At 56.8% G+C, this 18,410-nt stretch carries 8 protein-coding genes; 3 read left to right on the top strand and 5 right to left on the bottom strand.

The features are described from left to right. Positions 1-2 precede the first annotated feature (2 nt). The 5 genes from bioA to FHT67_RS26455 form a co-directional block, all read right to left on the bottom strand. A complete protein-coding gene (gene bioA, locus FHT67_RS26475; RefSeq protein ID WP_167201846.1) occupies positions 3-1,355 on the bottom strand; it encodes an adenosylmethionine--8-amino-7-oxononanoate transaminase in 1,353 nt (450 codons plus the stop codon). A gap of 290 nt (positions 1,356-1,645) precedes the next feature. Next, positions 1,646-9,949, bottom strand: a complete 8,304-nt coding sequence (locus FHT67_RS26470; RefSeq protein ID WP_167201845.1) for a glycoside hydrolase family 94 protein — start codon at positions 9,947-9,949, stop codon at positions 1,646-1,648. 250 nt (positions 9,950-10,199) lie between these two features. After that, positions 10,200-11,525, bottom strand: a complete 1,326-nt coding sequence (locus tag FHT67_RS26465; protein ID WP_167201844.1) for an acetamidase/formamidase family protein — start codon at positions 11,523-11,525, stop codon at positions 10,200-10,202. A gap of 379 nt (positions 11,526-11,904) precedes the next feature. After that, the gene (locus FHT67_RS26460; RefSeq protein ID WP_167201882.1) at positions 11,905-14,982 is read right to left on the bottom strand and encodes a DEAD/DEAH box helicase; all 3,078 of its coding nucleotides are present in this window, start codon (positions 14,980-14,982) and stop codon (positions 11,905-11,907) included. Further along, positions 14,979-16,361: a hypothetical protein gene (locus FHT67_RS26455; protein ID WP_167201843.1), complete on the bottom strand. Its 1,383-nt coding sequence runs from the start codon at positions 16,359-16,361 to the stop codon at positions 14,979-14,981. Before FHT67_RS26455 ends, FHT67_RS26460 begins: the two co-directional genes overlap by 4 nt. Positions 16,362-16,436: 75 nt before the next feature. Between FHT67_RS26455 and FHT67_RS26450 the strand changes: the two genes are divergently transcribed. From FHT67_RS26450 to map, 3 genes are all read left to right on the top strand, one after another. Further along, positions 16,437-16,733 (top strand): hypothetical protein, encoded by a 297-nt coding sequence (locus FHT67_RS26450; protein ID WP_167201842.1) that lies wholly within the window; start codon positions 16,437-16,439, stop codon positions 16,731-16,733. Between the two features lie 193 nt (positions 16,734-16,926). Further along, complete coding sequence (locus tag FHT67_RS26445; protein ID WP_132309733.1) at positions 16,927-17,511, top strand: TetR/AcrR family transcriptional regulator; 585 nt, start codon at positions 16,927-16,929, stop codon at positions 17,509-17,511. A gap of 7 nt (positions 17,512-17,518) precedes the next feature. After that, a complete protein-coding gene (gene map, locus FHT67_RS26440; protein WP_132309731.1) occupies positions 17,519-18,265 on the top strand; it encodes a type I methionyl aminopeptidase in 747 nt (248 codons plus the stop codon). Positions 18,266-18,410: the final 145 nt, after the last annotated feature.

Genomic DNA, 18,410 nt, shown 5'->3' with positions numbered 1-18,410 from the left:
GTTTAACCACCTTCTGTGACGTCAATAATGGATTTCGCCAAAATATCGGTCATCGCATCCAGCTCGGTTTCCGTACTGGCAAGCGGAGGTATAAAGACCATCACATTGCCAAGCGGCCTTGTCAGCATCCCAAGCTCCCTGGCCCGCTCGGCAGCGCGAACGCCTATTCTTTCCTTCCACTCATAGGGCTCGCGTGAAGCCTTGTTTCGGACGAGTTCAATGCCTACCATCAGCCCTTTTTGCCGAATATCCCCGATATGCGGCCGGTCCTTGAGCTTTGCGAATTTTTGCTCGACAAATGCTGCCTTTGCTCCTATCCCTTCAATCATCTTGTTCTCTTCCATAAGCTTTAAGCTAGCCAAAGCAACGGCGCAGCCAAGCGGGTTGCCTGTGAAGGAATGCCCATGGAAAAAAGTCTTTTGCTCTTCATAGTCGGCGTAAAAGGCTTGATAGACTTCATCCGTTGCAAGCGTCGCTGCCACTGGCAAATAGCCTCCGGTAAGTCCTTTTCCGATTACCATCAAATCCGGACTTACATCTTCCAATTCACAAGCAAACATAGCGCCTGTCCGGCCAAATCCGGTTGCCACCTCGTCGGCTATCAACAGCACGTCATGCTTTCGGCACAAGGCAGCCATCTCGCGCAGACAGCTTGGCGGCATCGTAACGATGCCGCCGGCACCTTGAACGATCGGCTCCACGATAAGCGCCGCAATTTCTTCCGCGCGTGTCTCCAGCAGATTGCGAAGGTTGGTTAACGTTGCTTCCAATGCCATCTTCTCGCCGCCTTCGCAGCGATAAGCGTAAGGATAGGGAATGATATGCGAAGGGAATAACATAGGACGGAAAACTTCGTGATAGAGCGGAATCGCGCCGACGCTCACAGCCCCGATCGTATCCCCGTGGTACGCCTGATTCATTGTGATGAAAGCCTTTTTATTTTTAACTCCTTTATTCTGCCAGTATTGAAACGCCATTTTTATTGCGATCTCAACTCCGGTTGCTCCGGAATCAGAGTAAAAAACTTTATTTAAACCTTTCGGCGTTATACCCGCCAGCTTCTCTGCCAGTTCTATTGCGGGTCTATTAGCCATTCCGAGCAAGGTTGAATGAGCAACCCGGCTTAACTGATCCGTAATCGCCTGATTTAACTCCGGCACGTTATGGCCATGTACATTAAGCCAGACGGATGAGAACCCGTCATAATAAGCACGTCCTTGCACGTCGTACAGTCTGATTCCTTCGCCGCGTTCAATGATAAGAGGGTCAGAGGATAGGTAATCTTTCATCTGAGTAAAAGGATTCCACAAAAAATCCTTGTTTAGATGAGCAAGTCTTTCGTAATCTGATAGCATTGTGTTCACCAACTTTATTTTTAATTGTTAACCTAACTACTAGTAAGAAGGTTAACAATTAGTTATACTAGCAGATCAATAATTCGGTGTAAAGGGAGTAAAAGTACAAGGCCGCTTAAAATTTCAACAATCAATAGGAGCAAAAGCACAGTTTAGAGTTCATTTTGAGACACTTATGTGCTGAAATGCGTCAAGATCGCCCGGATATACAAAAAGGGCCGCAAGTTTGCGGCCCCTTCGTTACATCGTTCGTTGTGGTGCAGGCATTTTTCATGTTCCCTGCAAGCGAGCTATAAAGTCAGTTCGATCACGTGCTCCAATTGGTCGTCCTCCAGCGTGATAAACGGACTTTCGCCAATAAGATTCAAGCTGAGATCGGCTTCTTTTCCGTCGATTCGCAATGCCGTACAGCCGCCGGATTTGCCCGACGGATTGCGGACGGTGATCCGGTAGGCTGTGCGCTTGTACGTATACGTAACGGTAAATTCCGGCCATTCCGCTGGGATGCAAGGCTGGATCAGCAGCTTTTGTCCTCTTCTCCTCAGCCCTAAAATCCACTCGATGCCCGCTTGATACATCCAGCCCGCAGCACCGGTGTACCACGTCCAGCCCGCATGTCCGCGATGCGGGTGTTCCGTATAGACGTCAGCCGTCATGGCATAAGGCTCCCCGACGTAAGTGCGGGCGTCAAACGACGATTTTGTGTGGGTGATGGGGTTGAACATATGGAATAGCTCGAACGCCTTGTCCCCGTCCCCGAGTATGCTCCACGCAACAATGCTCCAGATGACGCCATGCGTATACTGGCCCCCATTCTCCCGAATGCCTGGCGGATAGGCTTGGATATAGCCCGGGCTGGGCTTGGTCTTGTCAAACGGCGGCGTCAGAATATGCGCTATGGCAAGATGCCTGTTGACCAGCTCCCGGTCGAAGGAGAGCATCGCCTGCTGCGCGCGCTCCTTCGGCGCCATGCCGGAGATGACCGACCAGGATTGGGCGATGGCGTCGATGCGGCATTCCGCGTTGCGGACGGATCCTAGCCATTCGCCGGCGTCGTTGAACGCGCGGCGGTACCAATTTCCGTCCCAGGCTGCCTCCTGCATATCCTTCTCCAGCTTGCTTCGCGCGTTCAAGTACCGTTCCGCGCGTCCCTGTTCGCCATACCTTTCGCAGATTCCGGCAATGCCGCGCAGGACTTCGCCCAGGAACCAGCCCAGCCATACGCTTTCGCCGCGTCCAAGAGGACCGATATTGCTCATTCCGTCATTCCAATCACCGATGCCCATGAGCGGCAGCCCGTGTTCGCCGAAGCGAAGCGCCCGATCAATCGCGCGGAAGCAGTGTTCGAGTATCGTACCGTTCTCCTCCGACACAACCGTCTCCTCGTAACGTTCGTGCTCGTCCTCCTTTAGCAGCTCACTCTGCAGGAAGGGAGCTATTTCCGTTAGTATGCTTTCATCCTCCGTATGCTCCAGATAACGGACAACTGCATACGGCAGCCAGAGCAGATCGTCCGAAAATCTCGTACGGATACCGCGGTGCGTTTCTTCGTGCCACCAATGCTGCACGTCCCCTTCGCGGTATTGATGCGAGGCATGTCGAATGATCTGCGCCCTCGTCATTTCCGGGCGGGCGTGAAGCATGGATAAGGAATCCTGAAGCTGATCGCGGAACCCGAAGGCCCCTCCCGCCTGATAGAATGCCGTACGCGCCCACATCCGGCAAGCCAGCGATTGATAGAGCAGCCAGTTGTTCAGCATAATATCCATTTCGGCCGAAGGCGTAGCAACTTGGATTGTGCCGTTCACGTCTTTCCAGAAGTCTCGCGCATCCTGATAAGCCTGTTCGCATGCGTCCGCTACACCGTACTGTTGGGCAAGCTGAGCCGCGGATTCGCGGGAATCGCCGCAGCCAAGCAAGATATAGACGACGCCTTCCTCGCCGGGTTCGAGCGATACGATGCCTTGAACCGCTCCGCAGGCATCATGCACCGGTCCCGTCTCCCCCGAAAGATGGGCATTGCGCATTGCTGCGGGATTTTCGTAGTCGCCTTCCCTCCCGATAAACGAAAGCCGGCTTCCCGTCCAAGACTGGCTCGGCTCTGATGTCCGCGGATGCATGGCAAGGAACGGTGTCGCGTTGCGGAACGTGTCCTGATAGCTGTTCCGCGCAAGCAGGATATGATGCTTAGGATCCCATTCCGTGACGATGTTGGAGGCGTTATCCTCGCGATTCACTCCGATCACCCACTCGGCGTAGTACGTCACGGATAACTTCCGAGCTTCGCTTGTATCATTACTCAAGCGGAGCCTGATGATCTTAACGGGATCCTGTAGAGGGACAAACACCGTCATCTCATGCCGCAGACCGTGACTCTCGTGCTCGTAGCGCGAATAGCCTTGTCCATGCGATACCGTATACACCGCTTTCGACTCCAGCTTTCGGGATGGCGTCATGCCCCAGTATTCGCCGCTCCATTCATCCCGTATATACACAGCTTCGCCAGGCGGATCCAGGGCGGGATCATTGGACCATGGCGTCAGTTTGCATTCTCGGCTGTTGCTCCACCAGGTTTGACCGGTGTACAGCTCCGAGGCCAGGAAGCCGAATTTCTCGTTCGCAATCACGTTGATCCACGGCGCGGGCAGATGCTGCCCATTGCGCAGCACGATCCGGTACTCGCCGCCATCCGCCGAGAAGCCTCCATACCCGTTGAAGAACAGACCCTCGCTCTCGGTGCGCGAAGGGCTGTCGGAATAGAGGTCTGGCGTCGCAACGGGCGCCAGTTCGGGAACTTGCCCGGCGCGTGCGAAATCACGAGGCTGGAGCTGGGCTCTCAGGCTTGGTCCTCCGGCATGCAGCAGCAGCCGCGCAGCGGCGAACAACAGAACCTTGTCCTCGTGGGATTGCTCGGATGCCGCGACGATATGCACGCCTGCGCCATTGTTTGGATTATGCACGTTCAGCTCGATCATCCGCTGCAGCGCATCGCGGAGCTCCTGCTGATAGCCGCCTGGGGACTCGTTCCAGATGACGAGATCGAAGCTCAATCCTTTCCGGCGCAAATATTCGTAGCCGATTAGGAGTTTATTCATGAACGGCAGGCTCGACGTTTCGGCGATGCTCGCCAATACGATCGGTCTGTCTCCGGAGACGCCATGCGCCCATAGACCCGGCTGCCCTTTCTTATTCTCGGCGATGCTTTCCTCCTGCTCTGGCCGGAGCGGCGATGCGAACAGGACTCTTCCGGCCAGCAGCTGGTAAGCGGACGCATCCTGTTCGCTCATGTGGAAATGCTGCAGATCGATTTGGCTTCGTGTCCAAGCCATTTGGAATGAACGTTCTGCCTGTGGGGCCGACGAAAGCTGCGAAACGATTACTAGCGCCTGCTCCTTGCTCTCGGCGGCGCCGGTTACGGCTGTCAGGCTGATCTGCCTGCCGGGTGCTATATGCACTCGCCTGCGCATGATAAACGCCGGATCGGCGACAGCACCGAAGGTGCCTGCAAGCCGAGCGGTTAGTCCGCGCGGATTGGCAAGCGTATGCCCTCTGCCAATGAAGGCCGCGCGGTCGGTTTCGAATTCAATTCCTCCATGTTCCTCGTCAACTTGCAGCGTGTGGAATGCCCATAACGGCGCCTCGTCATCATTGCGCGGGCGTTTGCGGGCTAGCAGGCACTGCGCTTCCGAAGCGAACTCCGTTTCGACGAAAAGCTTGGTGAAGGAAGGATGAGCCTTGTCCGCGTCGTGCCTCGCCATGGCCAGCTCCATATACGTCGTTACTTCGATAATTCGGGCCTCCTGCGTCGCGTTGGTCAACGTCAGCCGGCGCAGCTCCGCATTATGCTCGGTCGATACGGTCACTTCCAGCTTGGTCAATAGCCCGTCATCCTCCCGTAGGAACGTCGTCCGCTCCTTCCTAAACTGCACGCTCGATTGATCCGCTTTCTTGCGGCATGGCAGATAAGACGGGGACCAGCAGACATTCTTCTCCACGTCCCGAACATAGATGAAGCTTCCCCAAGGAGCCATCACCGGATCTTCCCGCCAGCGCGTCAGATCCAGCCCGTTATACCGGATGAAGCCGCTGCCGGTTTCCGTCAAGACTGTCGTTATCGAACCGTTCCCGTGTACGTTCGCCTCGGGTAAAGGCGCCGGCACTTCCGAGAATTCGCGCAGCGTGTCATTCTGCGGCAGCTTGGTCTCGCCGCCGCTTCTCGATCTTCCCGGCAGCTCCCGATTGAGGAGGGCCGACTTGGGCGGGATCCGCTCGATCAGCAGCAACTCGGCTGCCTGAACGCGTTTATCGGCATGAAAATAATCGATCATGCAGGACGGCACCAGCATGTTGACCAGCGTAAGCAGGCTCATGCCTTGGTGATGCGCCATGAAGCTGCGGATAATCTTGTAAGATTCTCCCTGCGGCATACGGCGGGCGGTGAAGTCGATCGCCTCGTAATAGCCGTATTGTCCCCGCATGCCGAGCTGATCCAAGCGCTTCAAATTTCGCATGCCTTCGCGCAGCGCGAACGGAAGCGCCATGATCGTGGCGTACGGCGCTACGACCGTGTCTTCCTCAAGCCCGCGCTTGAAACCTAGCCCAGGCACGCCAAAGGCGCGGTATTGATAATTCAGCTGATAGTCGAACGCGTAATAGCCTGATTCCGATATGCCGAAAGGCACGCTGAGTCCTTCGGCGTAATCGATCTGCCGCTGCACGACGCCTCGGTAAGTACTGTCCCATACCGTTCCAGGATACGTTCGCATAATCAACCAAGGCATCATGTATTCAAACATCGTGCCGGACCAGGAGATCAGCGTCGCTTGGCCACCCTGCTTCTTGGCCGTGCGGCCAAGCGCCAGCCAGTGGGAGACCGAAATTTGACCGAGCGCGATGGCTACGAAGCTCGTTTGCCTGGCCTCCGATGCGAGCAAATCGTAGAGAATCGTTTCCCGTTGACCCGAATCGGCATGGTAACCAAGCACGAACAGCTTAGCCTTGTCGTCGTAGAGCTGTCGGAAATCCGTTGAGACGATTAACCGTTCCAAGCGGTCGACAAGCTCATATCCTTGGCCTATCCAAGCCGTTGTCTCGTGCGGCTGCTCATCTTGCTTGGCATGCCGGTCTTCTTGCCGCGCGTCGTAGATTTCCTCCGGATGGATACGATCCAGTTCGATGGCAAATTCCGTGCCGTAGGCGGCTGCTGCTAATCGAGCTTGCCCCCGCTGCCGGGAACCTTTGCCCCACCCGTCCTCTTGAAGCCAGCGAAGCAGCCCCTGCTTGACCGTCATTAGGCTGGCCACGAAATTACCCGAGTCGACCGTGGAGACATAGGCAGGTCGAAGCAGTTCCAGCGTCGAGGTGTCGTACCAATTGTACAAATGTCCGTTCCACTTCTCCATCCGTTCAATCATGCCGACCGTACGCTCGAGCCGTTCCACCAGCATCGGCGTTGTGATGAAATTAAGCTCCCTCGCGGCTATGGCTGCCGTTAGCAGGAACCCAATATTGGTGGGTGAAGTTCGGTGCGCTACACCGTTCGGAGGCTCGATCTGCACGTTGTCCGGCGGAAGGAAGTGATCCTCTTTCCCCGCAAAGTCCTCGTAAAACTGCCAAATTTCCTTCGCCAAAGTGCGCAGCTGCTCCGCGTCCGCCGCTTCGAGCGGCTTCTCCGGTTTGAGAACGGGTTGATCCAGCCAGCGTACCGCAATCGGAGCAAGCGCCCAGAAGAGGCAAAGGGCCAATCCGAACCACATAAGGGGGCTGCTCGGCTGCAGGACTGCCGCGGCCGCAAACAGCAAGATCAGCAAGTAGCCCCCTCTGTCCCCGAGAATCATGCGGCGCTTCGTTTGAATTTGGCTGCGTTCCGTCTGCGAGAAGCTGGTCCATTCGAGCATCCCTCGCTTGCTGATTCCCATGCGGTAGATCGTCTTGAAGATGGCATCCAGCAACACGGCAGTCTGAAACGGTAGCGTCCAGAATTCAATGCCGACCAGCACCAATGTCGACAACACGTACTTTGGATGCATACCTGCCGGATTCATGTTGGCTAGCTGCCTGATTAAGGGCAGCAGCAACGTGAGGAACAATAGCCCCAGCCAGCGCGCCGGATAACCAGGCAAAACGGTTACAGCAAGCGCGAACAGCACGAACAGCGCGATTGGCAGCAGGCTGCGCCGCAAATTGTCGATGATTTGCCAACGGGTAAGCATAGACAGATCAATCGGCTGAAGCTCCCCGTGCCGGTCGCAAAGCTTAGGACGGAGCCAGCACAGCAGCTGCCAGTCCCCTCGAACCCATCGATGCATCCGTTTTTGGAAAGATAGAAAGGTGGAAGGATGCTCCTCGATCAACTCGATGTCGGACACGAGCGCTGCCCGCAGAAATCCGCCTTCGAGCAAATCGTGGCTTAGCACGGTATTATCCGGGATGCGCTCGCCAAGCAATTGAGCGAACACGTTGACGTCGAAAATCCCTTTCCCCGTAAAGATGCCGGTACCGAACGCGTCTTGGTAAGGATCGGAGACGGTAAAAGCGTACGGGTCAATACCCGGGTCGGACCAGAAATGAGCCAGCCGGGAACGCATGGCCGATGCGTGGCTGGTGCCGATGCGTGGCTGCAGGACGCCGTATCCTTCCACTACCCTTGTACCCGACTTATTTAAGCGAGGCCGGTTATAGGGTAGATGCATCGTACCGATCAGCCGCTGCGCGCTTCCGATCGGAAGCTGGGTGTCGGCATCCAAGGTGATGATATACCGAATGCCGGGCAGCACCTTGCGGTCGCCGTGCAATACCTTATAGCTGGTATCTCCGCTGCCGCGTAACAATTCCACGAACTCGACCAGCTTTCCCCTTTTTCGCTCCCAGCCCATGAACGTGCCTTCCCCGGGATTCCATTGTCTTGCTCGCTGGTAGTAATGGAAGGTTGTGCCGCTATCCCCGTACATGCGGTTCAAGCTGTCGATACGGGCTTTGACCGCGGCGATAAGCGGTTCGTCCGAAGCAAGGCTTTCTTCTCTCGCATCGGCGAAATCTCCCAGCAGCGCGTAATGAATATTCGAGTCCCGATTGCCTAAATAGTGGACCTCAAGCCGATCGGCAAGCTCTTCCGCCTCTTGGATCGTCGACCATATAGCCGGTATGACGACCATCGTCGCAGCTTCGGCCGCAATCCCGCTCGAATAGTCGAACCGCAACAGGGGCTTGGCCCGACAGATGCGCTCGATTCCGAAGTTCAATCCCGTCATGACCCACTCGCTAACGGGGAACAGAAGAGCAAGGCATACTGCCGCAATGCCGGCGCTTGATAAGGTGTGCCAATCGATGACCCAAGCCGCCGCGGCGACCAGCAGCAGCACGAACAGTACCAGCAGAGAGGAGAAATAATTCATGGACGCGCTTCTGGCCAAACCTTTTGCCGGCATGTTCCTCACTTTGCTGCACTGCTTCAACGTTTGCATCAAGCGGTTAACGCCTGCCTGCTCGAAGAGGTAATACGCTGCGAATGCTTGACGCATTAGCTCTTCCTGCGGATGTTCTTGACCCGTAACTTTATTCTCTATCCGTACCGGACGGGCAGGCTCTTTTTCATATTCCTGCTTGGCAAGCGCGAGCGAATGCGACGCGACGAGACTCTCGGGCACTCGCAGGCGTCTCGCCAAATTCGCGATCCGATTTAAGATCTCGTTCCTGCTGGATGTATCCAGGCGGGGGTAAATCCCCGTTACATCCTCGCGCATGGTGCGATCGAGCAGACTGATCGCCTCGAACAGATCCTCCCAGTTCCTGCGCTCGTTGCTGCGGAGGCTCGTAATGAGATTGCCTGCTTTTACCTGATAAGCGACCTGAAGCTTGGCTTCATACGTGACGATTCGGTCAAGATCGTCGGAGCCGTTCTCGTACGTGCAAACGAGCCATTCGCGTACGGCAGCCGAATCGCCAGACCATTCCCGCAAATGGCTGATGAGATGCGCGGCCCATGGACCGGACAACGGCTGGGTCTGTCCTGCTTGCTCAAGCGCTATGCCAATCGTTTCGGCGTTTAGGCTAGTCGGTTCAATCTGATTTAGCAGCCTCTGAACTTGACTGCATACTTCCCGCCTATCCCGAACCAACGCCATGGATTCGGCGATCTTCCCGATAAGCGAGACCTTGAGCATGATCGGAATAAACCGGGTCTCGGCCAGCGTCAGCACGGAAATTTCCTGATAAGCGCCTAGGAATGCCAGAAGCGTCCCCTCGTCCAGTATGCCGTCCACTTGATCCAGATACGCCAAACAAAGCGCATGGATACGCAACCGTTCTTCGCCGCGCAGCCGGGGCAGACGGATAAGCGATGACTCTGACAGATGCATCTTCACGTTCAGCGCTTGTTCCTCGATGAATTCCGCATTGTCCAGCAGCCATTCCTCGGCTTGCTGACCGCAGCCGACCGGTTCGTCCTGAAGCAAAGCGACGAAAGCTCGGATGCTGGCGATGTCGGCGTCGAATTGTTTTTTTATATAACCGGACCTTCCGGCCGCGGCCTTGATCTGTTGCTGGAGCGCGAGCTCGTGCGCGCGCTCGCTGAGTTGTTCCGTTAGGGTAGGCATAGATGGTTCCTCCGGAGAAAATAGGTTAAAATGCAGCGAACGTGATTTTTCGTCCGGCTTGTTTATAAACTTGGACCATCTAATTATTTCCATCTTCAAGGGGTTTTATATAATCTTCCTTCCAACTTTTTCGCCAACGACAATAAACCAGATGCCTCATAGAGATGGCATCTGGCACTTTTCTTCAACGAAATGTCATATTGTTACAAGGATTAACTTAATCCGGAAAGAGTAAATCAAGGCAGCACATCTAAATATTTTCATCAGAAAAATTGTCATTGTTATATTGTTCCTCCACGATTTCAGCAAGCTTCGCCTGTTCCAGATAAATCCTTGGCGCTTGGAAGGTTACGGTGACGACGCCCGGATGGCGGGCGATTTCAATGGAACCGGTAATCGTGGCGCGGTTCATAATTTCAGGTACCGTCACGTTAAACAGCTTGGCGGCGCGGGAGAGTCCGTTATCGGTAGCCGCATTCAAATTCGGGCCTGAGCCCACGATTGACAGTGGCAGTGAGTCTTCGACTTCCTTCATGCCCCATCGGGCAGCAAGCACGGCAGCCGAGCGCTTCTCGGAGGCGGAAAAAGGCTTGGCCGTGTACGGCAGATCTTCCTTGTTCGGCAGCAATATTGGCCCCTCAAGCCGAACGTTTTTCAGTACCTTGACCTGAAGGTGTACGATTGCAGAGACGTCTGCCGTATGGCCGGCAATTTCGCCATCACCCTGCATGGCATGCACGTCGCCCAAGTAAATGCCGCCGCCGGGTACCTTGACCGGACATATCAATGTAGCGCCAGCGCGAACGCGGCTGTTGTCCAGGTGACCATCCGTGCGATGTTCATCCAGCTCCTCCTGCGTTAATGCATACGCATGCGGTGCGCCGATTAGGAATGAGCCGAAATCGCCGGCATTGTGCGAATCCGGTATCGCCTTGGATGGCGTTGTACCCAACTGGCCGATAAATGGCCGCATACGCGAGACAACGCCAACTAGATCATGCGGAGCAAACGTGACGATCGGATTTTGTATGGATCCGTCAGGTATTTGCATATAATGATGCCCGTCCCGGGCGAATTTCTCGGCGGCTTCCTTGGAGACCGTAACTCCAACCTGCCCTCGATCGTCGAAGGTCATCGTATAGGCATTCGTGAAATGGAAGGGCGTAATATCGGCCCCGCATGATGCGCATCGGACGGCTTCTTGTCCGATGCCTTCGATGACGCTATCAGGATTTAATGTTCCGCAAGAAGGACATTTTCCGGCAACGAAAGGATCTCCAAGGAAGCGGCCTTCAATCGGCTTGTCATTCCCCGAAGCTGTCGCAATCGAGGTGACTTGAATCGATATAATTTTAATGACGATCGCATCTCCAACTTCCGCACCTTCCACGAATATCGGCGTCGTTACCTCATGGCCGCCTTTAAGTCCGGGCGTAATCATCGGGCCCCAGCACCCTGGCGCGGTATTGGCAACGATGTATCCGCCGTCTCTCAGTGGTCCTAACATCGGTTTAGCCGGGTCCAATACGCCATCAGTGAAGGTGTTCACAAACAAAGTGTCAACGGCTTTCTTCATTGGCTTTATATCTCCCCTATCTATTAAAAGATTGGTTGAGCTTATAGGTAACGGAAGGATGGATGCGTTTTCATTTCCCCTCCGTGAGCTTATTCTAATCGGAGTAGCGACGGGATACAATGCCCACTTTTTGGAGATCAGAGTTCACTATAGAAAGGACAGGAATGAGCTTGGTTATACCGAACTCATTCCCCTTTCCGCGACTTCAAAGCATGCGGCGAATCCTTCGGCGAACAATTGCTCCGGATTAGTTCCTTCTTCATTACCGCCTAATTCCTTTGGATACCTCAAACCACATTCAGCTTGTTATCACTGGAAACGGCTAAACGTAACGTCACTCCTGCTTAGCTTAAAACAGGAGCTCCGTTCGCGCCTCGCGCTATTCCGACCAGTCGCGCCGCAGCGTGAACAGGTCGCGCAGCGCATCCGTTGACAGCTCTGTGATCCAGCCTTCCGAGCTCGTGATGACGTCATCGCTCAGCTGCTGTTTGCTCTCGAGCATCTCGTCGATCCGCTCCTCCAGCGTGCCGAGCGAGATGAACTTGTGCACCTGCACGTCGCGCGTCTGGCCCATCCGGTAGGCGCGGTCCGTCGCCTGGTTCTCAACGGCGGGGTTCCACCAGCGGTCGAAATGGAATACATGGTTCGCCGCGGTCAGATTAAGCCCGACGCCGCCGGCCTTGATCGACAGGATGAACACGTTCGGCTGCTCCGCTGCCGGCAGCTCCCGGGACTGGAACTGCTCGATCATTCTGTCGCGAGCCGTCTTGGAGGTGCCGCCGTGCAGGTACAGTACGCGCTCCCCCAGCTCACGGCTTAGCACTCGCTGCAGCATCTCTCCCATTCCGATGTATTGCGTGAAGATGAGGCAGCGTTCTCCCTCCTCGCGAAGCTCCTTCACGAGGTCGAGCAGCCGTTCGAGCTTGGCAGAGCGGCTGATAAGCATCGCCGATTCGGCAGCCGCCTCGCGTTCGTCCTCCGGCACAGGCACGGCTTCTTTCGTCAGCAGCACAGGGTGGTCGCACAGCTGCTTCAACCGTGTCAGCGCGGAGAGGATTGCGCCTTTGCGCTGAATGCCCTCCAGCTTCTTGACCTCGTCCATCAGTTCCTTTACGGTCTGCTCGTAGAGCGCGCTCTGTTCGCCTGTGAGATGGATGTAAGTCTTCATTTCGTTCTTCTCCGGCAGGTCCAGCATGATGTTAGGATCCTTCTTCTTGCGCCGGAGCATAAACGGCTTCACGAGCCGCTGCAGCTCTTGCGTCCGTTTCTCGTCGCGCTCGCGCTCGATCGCCTGGCCGAATCGCTCGGCAAATGTGCGGGCGGTACCGAGATAGCCCGGATTGGTAAAATCGTAGATCGACCATAGCTCCGCAAGCTTATTCTCGATCGGCGTGCCCGTCAGCGCGATGCGGTGCCGAGCGGGAAAGCTCTTGACCGCCATGGATTGCTTCGTGCCGGCATTCTTGATGTTCTGAGCCTCGTCGAGGCAGATCGCAGACCACGTATAGCCGCCAAGCAGCTCTTGGTCCAGCGTCGAAGTCGCGTACGAGGTCAGCACGAGATCGGCCTCCGCCGCTTCCTCGTAGAACGCATCGCCGCCGAGCCGTTTGCTGCCGTAATGGAGCATGATGCGCAGAGAAGGCGCGAATCGGCGCGCCTCCTTCTGCCAGTTGCCAAGCACCGAGGTGGGGCAGATCAGCAAGGCGGGACGGCGTCCTCCGCTTGCGGCAGCTTCCTCTGCGACGTGCAGTAAGTAAGTAATAAACTGAATGGTCTTGCCGAGCCCCATATCGTCGGCAAGGACGGCGCCAAGCCCGAGTCGGCGCAGAAACGCCAGCCAGGAGAAGCCGGCTTGCTGATAACTGCGCAGCTCCGCGCGGAGCGTCGATGGCACGGGAATCGTCGGCCAGTCTGTCTGCTGCGTTAGCTGCGCGATGACGGACGTCAAATGCTCGTTCAGCTCAAGGTCCATCTCCAGCTCGCCTTCGTTCCTGATGCCCTCCTCGTCGGCACTTTCCCGCTTGTTGCCCATAGTCTCCGGGGCAAAGAAGCTGCGGCTGCGGCGCAGATGCAGCTGCAGGACATCTTGGAAGGACAGACCCTGCCGCGGATCGACGCCCGCCATCGTCTTGCGGATTTGCGCGAGCAAGGCGGGATCGAGCGGCACCCATTGGCCCCGAAATTGCACGAGCCGCTCGCCGCGGGCTACCAGCTCCCGAAACTCCGTCTCGTTCAGGTCAATATCGCCAATGGACACGCGCCAGTCGAATTCGATAAGCGCGTCGAGGCCGAAGAAGGAACGGCTGCCGCCTTTAAGCTCTGCTTCTCCTTCGCCGGGGCGCACCTTGGCGCGCAATCGAGGCTTCTTGCGGCTTGCCTCCTCCCACCAGGCCGGTAGCAACACCTGCCAGCCTGCCGCCAGCAATCGCTGGCTGTCCGCAGTCAGGAACCGCCAAGCGTCTTCGTCGGACAACGGTGCGTTCAGTACGTTCGAAGGGCTTCCGGCCAGTCGGTCCGCCGGCAGGCTCGCGCGAAGATGCGCAAGCCAGGACGCGGAGCGCTCGCGCACATGAATCGTCCATCCGAAAGGCCATGTCCCGGAGGCTTCTCCGTCCGCGGTTAACCGAATCGGCACCAGCTTCGCCGGTTCGAGCTTGTCCTGCAGCAGGAGCGCGAGGTGCCAGCCGCTGGTTTCGGCATCCTCCGGCTCCAGCAGCTGCAGGAGCGGCCGGAACGGCAGCGTGTCTGCCTTCCAGCCGCTCGCGACAAGCCAGCCGCGCTCGTCGAGGCCCGCGACCGCCGCGGCTCGGTCGCCTGCGAACAGCATCGGGAAGTCGCGGCGCAGGTCGCCGGCTGCTTCCTCCGTGCCGTAATGCCGATGAAATACCACCGCGGAGAAGGCGGCGCCGAGGCCGGCCAGGAAAGCGGCGTCCGCTGCTTCCCTGCCCTGGGCTTCTTCGTCCCAATCTGCCTCTCCGATTGGTTCGCCGTCGTCCCGTCCGGCAAACCGGCCGCCGGCCTCCAGGGCGCGCATCATTCGGCGCGACTTCGCGTCAAACGCAGCCTCGTCCCATGTCCACCTCAGCTTATCGGCCTTGTAAGCTTCGAAACTCGGGATGAACTTCCGCTCCGCGACGATGCGCTCCAGCGTTGGCGCAACCTCGGCGAGCCGAGCGGCATCCCCTTCCAGCCGCCAGTTCACGTGCATTGGCAGCAATTCGGGCTTGGCGAAGAACGGTACGACCATCTCCGCCGGCAGCACGACGAGCTCCAGCTCGTCCCGCAGCTTCTCGATCTCAAGCTCCGTGCCATAGAAAGACGGCTCATGCCAGGCAAACAGCCGCTGCTTGACAAGCAACCCCGGCACGTAGCCGGAGGAGTCAGCGCCATAGATCAGAGCGTCGCCTTGTTCGGTCAGGCTTGCTTGAATCGTAAGCGTATCGGCGTACGCATTCATGACAACAGTCCTCCTTTGCGCAGTTCTTCCTGAAGCGCCCGCAGCCGGCTGTTCTTGACCGCGAACGCGGTGATGAACTGTTCCCACCGCTCGCCTTTCTTTAACCGCGAGTAGAGCTTGGCAAGCCTCTTCAGCAGCTTCGTCGCCGCCTTGTAGCCGTCGCGGTTCTTCTGCAGCACATACCGTTCCACCGCCTGATGGTAGAATGGCAGCAGCATCTCCGGCGCTTCCTTCTCGACCGGTTTCAGCGCGGTAACGCGGAACGACAGCGGGTCCTGGCCCATGCACATCTGCAGGTCGATCCACCGGTCCCACCTGCCGTGTGCCGCGAGCGCGTCCTCGTAGACGGTTCGCGAGTACGGCAACATCTCCTGTAGAGTAAGCCACATCGTCGCCTCCGCCTCCGGCAGCTGCGCTACAACGGCAGCCCAATAGTTGCCATAAGGCGCGAGGTCTTCGCTGCGGGAGCTGCCGAGCAGCGGTCCCGTCTCCGCGAGCCAGTCGCGCAGCCGTGCCCATTGTTCCGAGCGCTCGAGAACGCCGAATAGCGGCGTGAGATGCTCCGGCTTCAGATTGACCCCGTCACGGACGATCATCGACCGAGCTTCCGTGTCGCGAGCCAAGTAAAGCAGAAGGAGACATTGCGCGAGCTTCCAAGGCTGGCGCGACAAGGACGTACCAAGCGCGGCTTCCGCCGCCTGCAGCTTGCGAAGCTCCTTCTCGTAAAGCGCGGCACTTCCGGCTGAGTCCGGGCTCAGCCAGTGCAGCCACAGCGAAGCATGGAGTGCCGCGAAGCAGCCGAGCGACTTCTCTTCGGTCATCATGCGTGTCCGAAGAAAATCCGCCGTCCCCATTAGATGGTGCCAATATAAGGAACTGTCGTCAGCCAGAGCAAGCTTGTCCTCGAGCAGGTTCCGTGCCTGGTCAAGCAGCCCATCCAGCGCGATCTTCGTATGGTAGCCCATGAACAGGCGCGATTGGCGCCAGTCCGCCTGATTCGGCTTGACGACCAGTTCCAGCACGAATAACAGAGCATGCAGGGTGAACAGCTGCTCAAGCGCCCAGGGCAGCTCGGGCCGCATCGCCTGCAGGTCGGCGAGCAGCTCACCGGCCTCTTGTGCTGTACGGATGTTCGGGTGCACCGCTCCAAGGCGCTTCTCGAACCGCTCGTGCCACTTGGCAACGGAGAGTTCTGTCAGCTCCGTCTCCGTCAAGGTCGGACGGACAGGCTGAGCGGTTGCCGGCACGGCGAATCGGTTTGCGCCTTCTTCGCTGGCGGTTCTCTCCAAGGACGGTGCTTCCGCTGCTGCTCTTGCAGTACCTGTGCGGGTACCGCCTCGTCCAGCGTCCGGTTTGCCGATGGCTGGCGCGCTCTTCAAGGCGCTGCGCGCATTGGCGAGCGCCTGGATCGGCCGGCCGCACAGCTCCGCGTAGCGCATCAGCGTTGCAGCCATATGCGTGCAGGCGCGGTTCGCGGAGCAAGCGCATTCGCTTGCCGCGAGGTCGTCCAGATCGACGGCGACGTCGTACATCCGGTTATCTTTAACGCGCGCGTCGACGTGCACGCCGTCATCTCGGAGCGCCAATTCCTCGACCCTTCCCTGTTTATAATATTGAAAGCCCCGTATGATCGTCAGTTCGTCGAAGCGCGCAGCGACGCCCTCCAGCAGCCGTCGCCACGCGCCGTCATCCAGCATATAGTCTATATCCATAATCCGTTACTCCCGTTTTACATCGTCATGTATTCTTAAAACTTCGATCTCTATTATACCAGCTATTTCGCCCGTAAAACCCGAACACGTTTTAAATTTGACGCGAAGAACCATTCATTACGCGGTTCTTTATGTTATCGGACACCAACAAATCTTTTGCATTTTTTTTCCCCGTGCGTTATTATTTTTACATTGACAAATTTGCAGGTCTATAAAAGGAGGCTAACCCGGTATGTGCCCCCGTACCAAAGAACAAAATGAGCTGATACGCATACAGCGCAGAGAACAGATTCTGGACGTCGCCGCACGCTCCTACTTCCGCACGGGCGGAAGCTTTGATATTCGCGACGTTGCCCGCGAGGCAGGGCTCGGTTACGGCACCGTATACCATTATTACCCTAACCGGCATTTATTGATAGAAGACGTTTTAGAAAGCGGATTCGAGCGATGCGAGCAAGTGATCTCGGAATGGACGGACGTCAGCGGCAGTTCCCCGGATGACTCGCAGTTGTTGGCGTATTGCAAAGCGCTTATCCGGTTGTGGCAGTCGGACCCTCGCGCATATCTTGTGTACAAAATGGCGGCGGAACATTATGCCGGCTTGCCGGAAAGAGATCGACACCAGGCCAAAAGAAAATTCACGGAACGGCTGTACGTTCCACTGCGATCAATCGCACGGTGCGAAGACGACAGCGTCGACCATATGCTTGCCGTGCTGGTCGGTTGCTGCGGACTGCACTACTATGCGGGCAATTCCGACCTGGACGTCGATCGAATCGCCCGACTCGCTATGCAAGCAATTTCGAAGGAGTCCTGATCCGAATATGGTCATTCTAAAAAGCAAGCTTGAAATCGAGGCTATCCGCAAGGCATGCCAAGTGGTGGCTGAATGCCACCGCGCAATCGCCCCTCTTATTCAACCGGGTATTACAACCAACGAGATTGATCGCATATTCGAGGAAATGATGCTGAAGTACGGCGCAAAGCCATATCAGAAAGGCTATAAGGGCTACCCTTATGCGACCTGTGCCTCCGCAAACGATGTAATCGCTCATGGCTTCCCAAGCAATAAGCCACTTGAGGAAGGCGATATCGTAACGATTGATACGGTTGCTGAGCTCGATGGCTGGCTCGGCGATTCAGCCTGGAGTTATGCGGTCGGGCAGATCTCCCAGACGGCCGAGAAGCTGATGCGTGTCACGAAGGAATGTCTTGACCTGGGCATTGGGCAGGCGCAGCCCGGCAATCGACTCGGCGACGTGACGAGCGCGATTCAGCGGCATGCGGAAGCCCACGGTTTCGGCGTCGTGCGCGATCTTCTCGCCCACGGCATCGGCCGCGACCTGCACGAAGAGCCGACTTATATGCATGTCGGCAAGCCTGGCAAAGGCCACCGTATCAAGGAAGGTATGGTGTTCACGATTGAGCCTATGATCACGGAAGGCACCTACTTCATGACAATCGATCCGGACGGATGGACCGCACGGACGTTGGACAACAAGCTGGCCGCCCAATACGAGCATACGATCGCCATCACGGCTGAAGGTCCGCAAATTCTGACCGCTCAATAGCAAAAAAGAAGTCGACCCGCGAGAAGGGTCGACTTCTTTTTTAACACAAACTTCCCTATTACCGTCACTACCAAAGCTTATCCCTATATAAATACCCAGCCGTCTTTATTCAATGCCTCTCGCAAAAGAAAAACAATAGCCACAA

The organism is Paenibacillus sp. BK720 (genome assembly GCF_011761545.1).
Classification (GTDB): domain Bacteria; phylum Bacillota; class Bacilli; order Paenibacillales; family Paenibacillaceae; genus Pristimantibacillus.
This window is presented reverse-complemented; position numbering and strand designations above follow the sequence as displayed.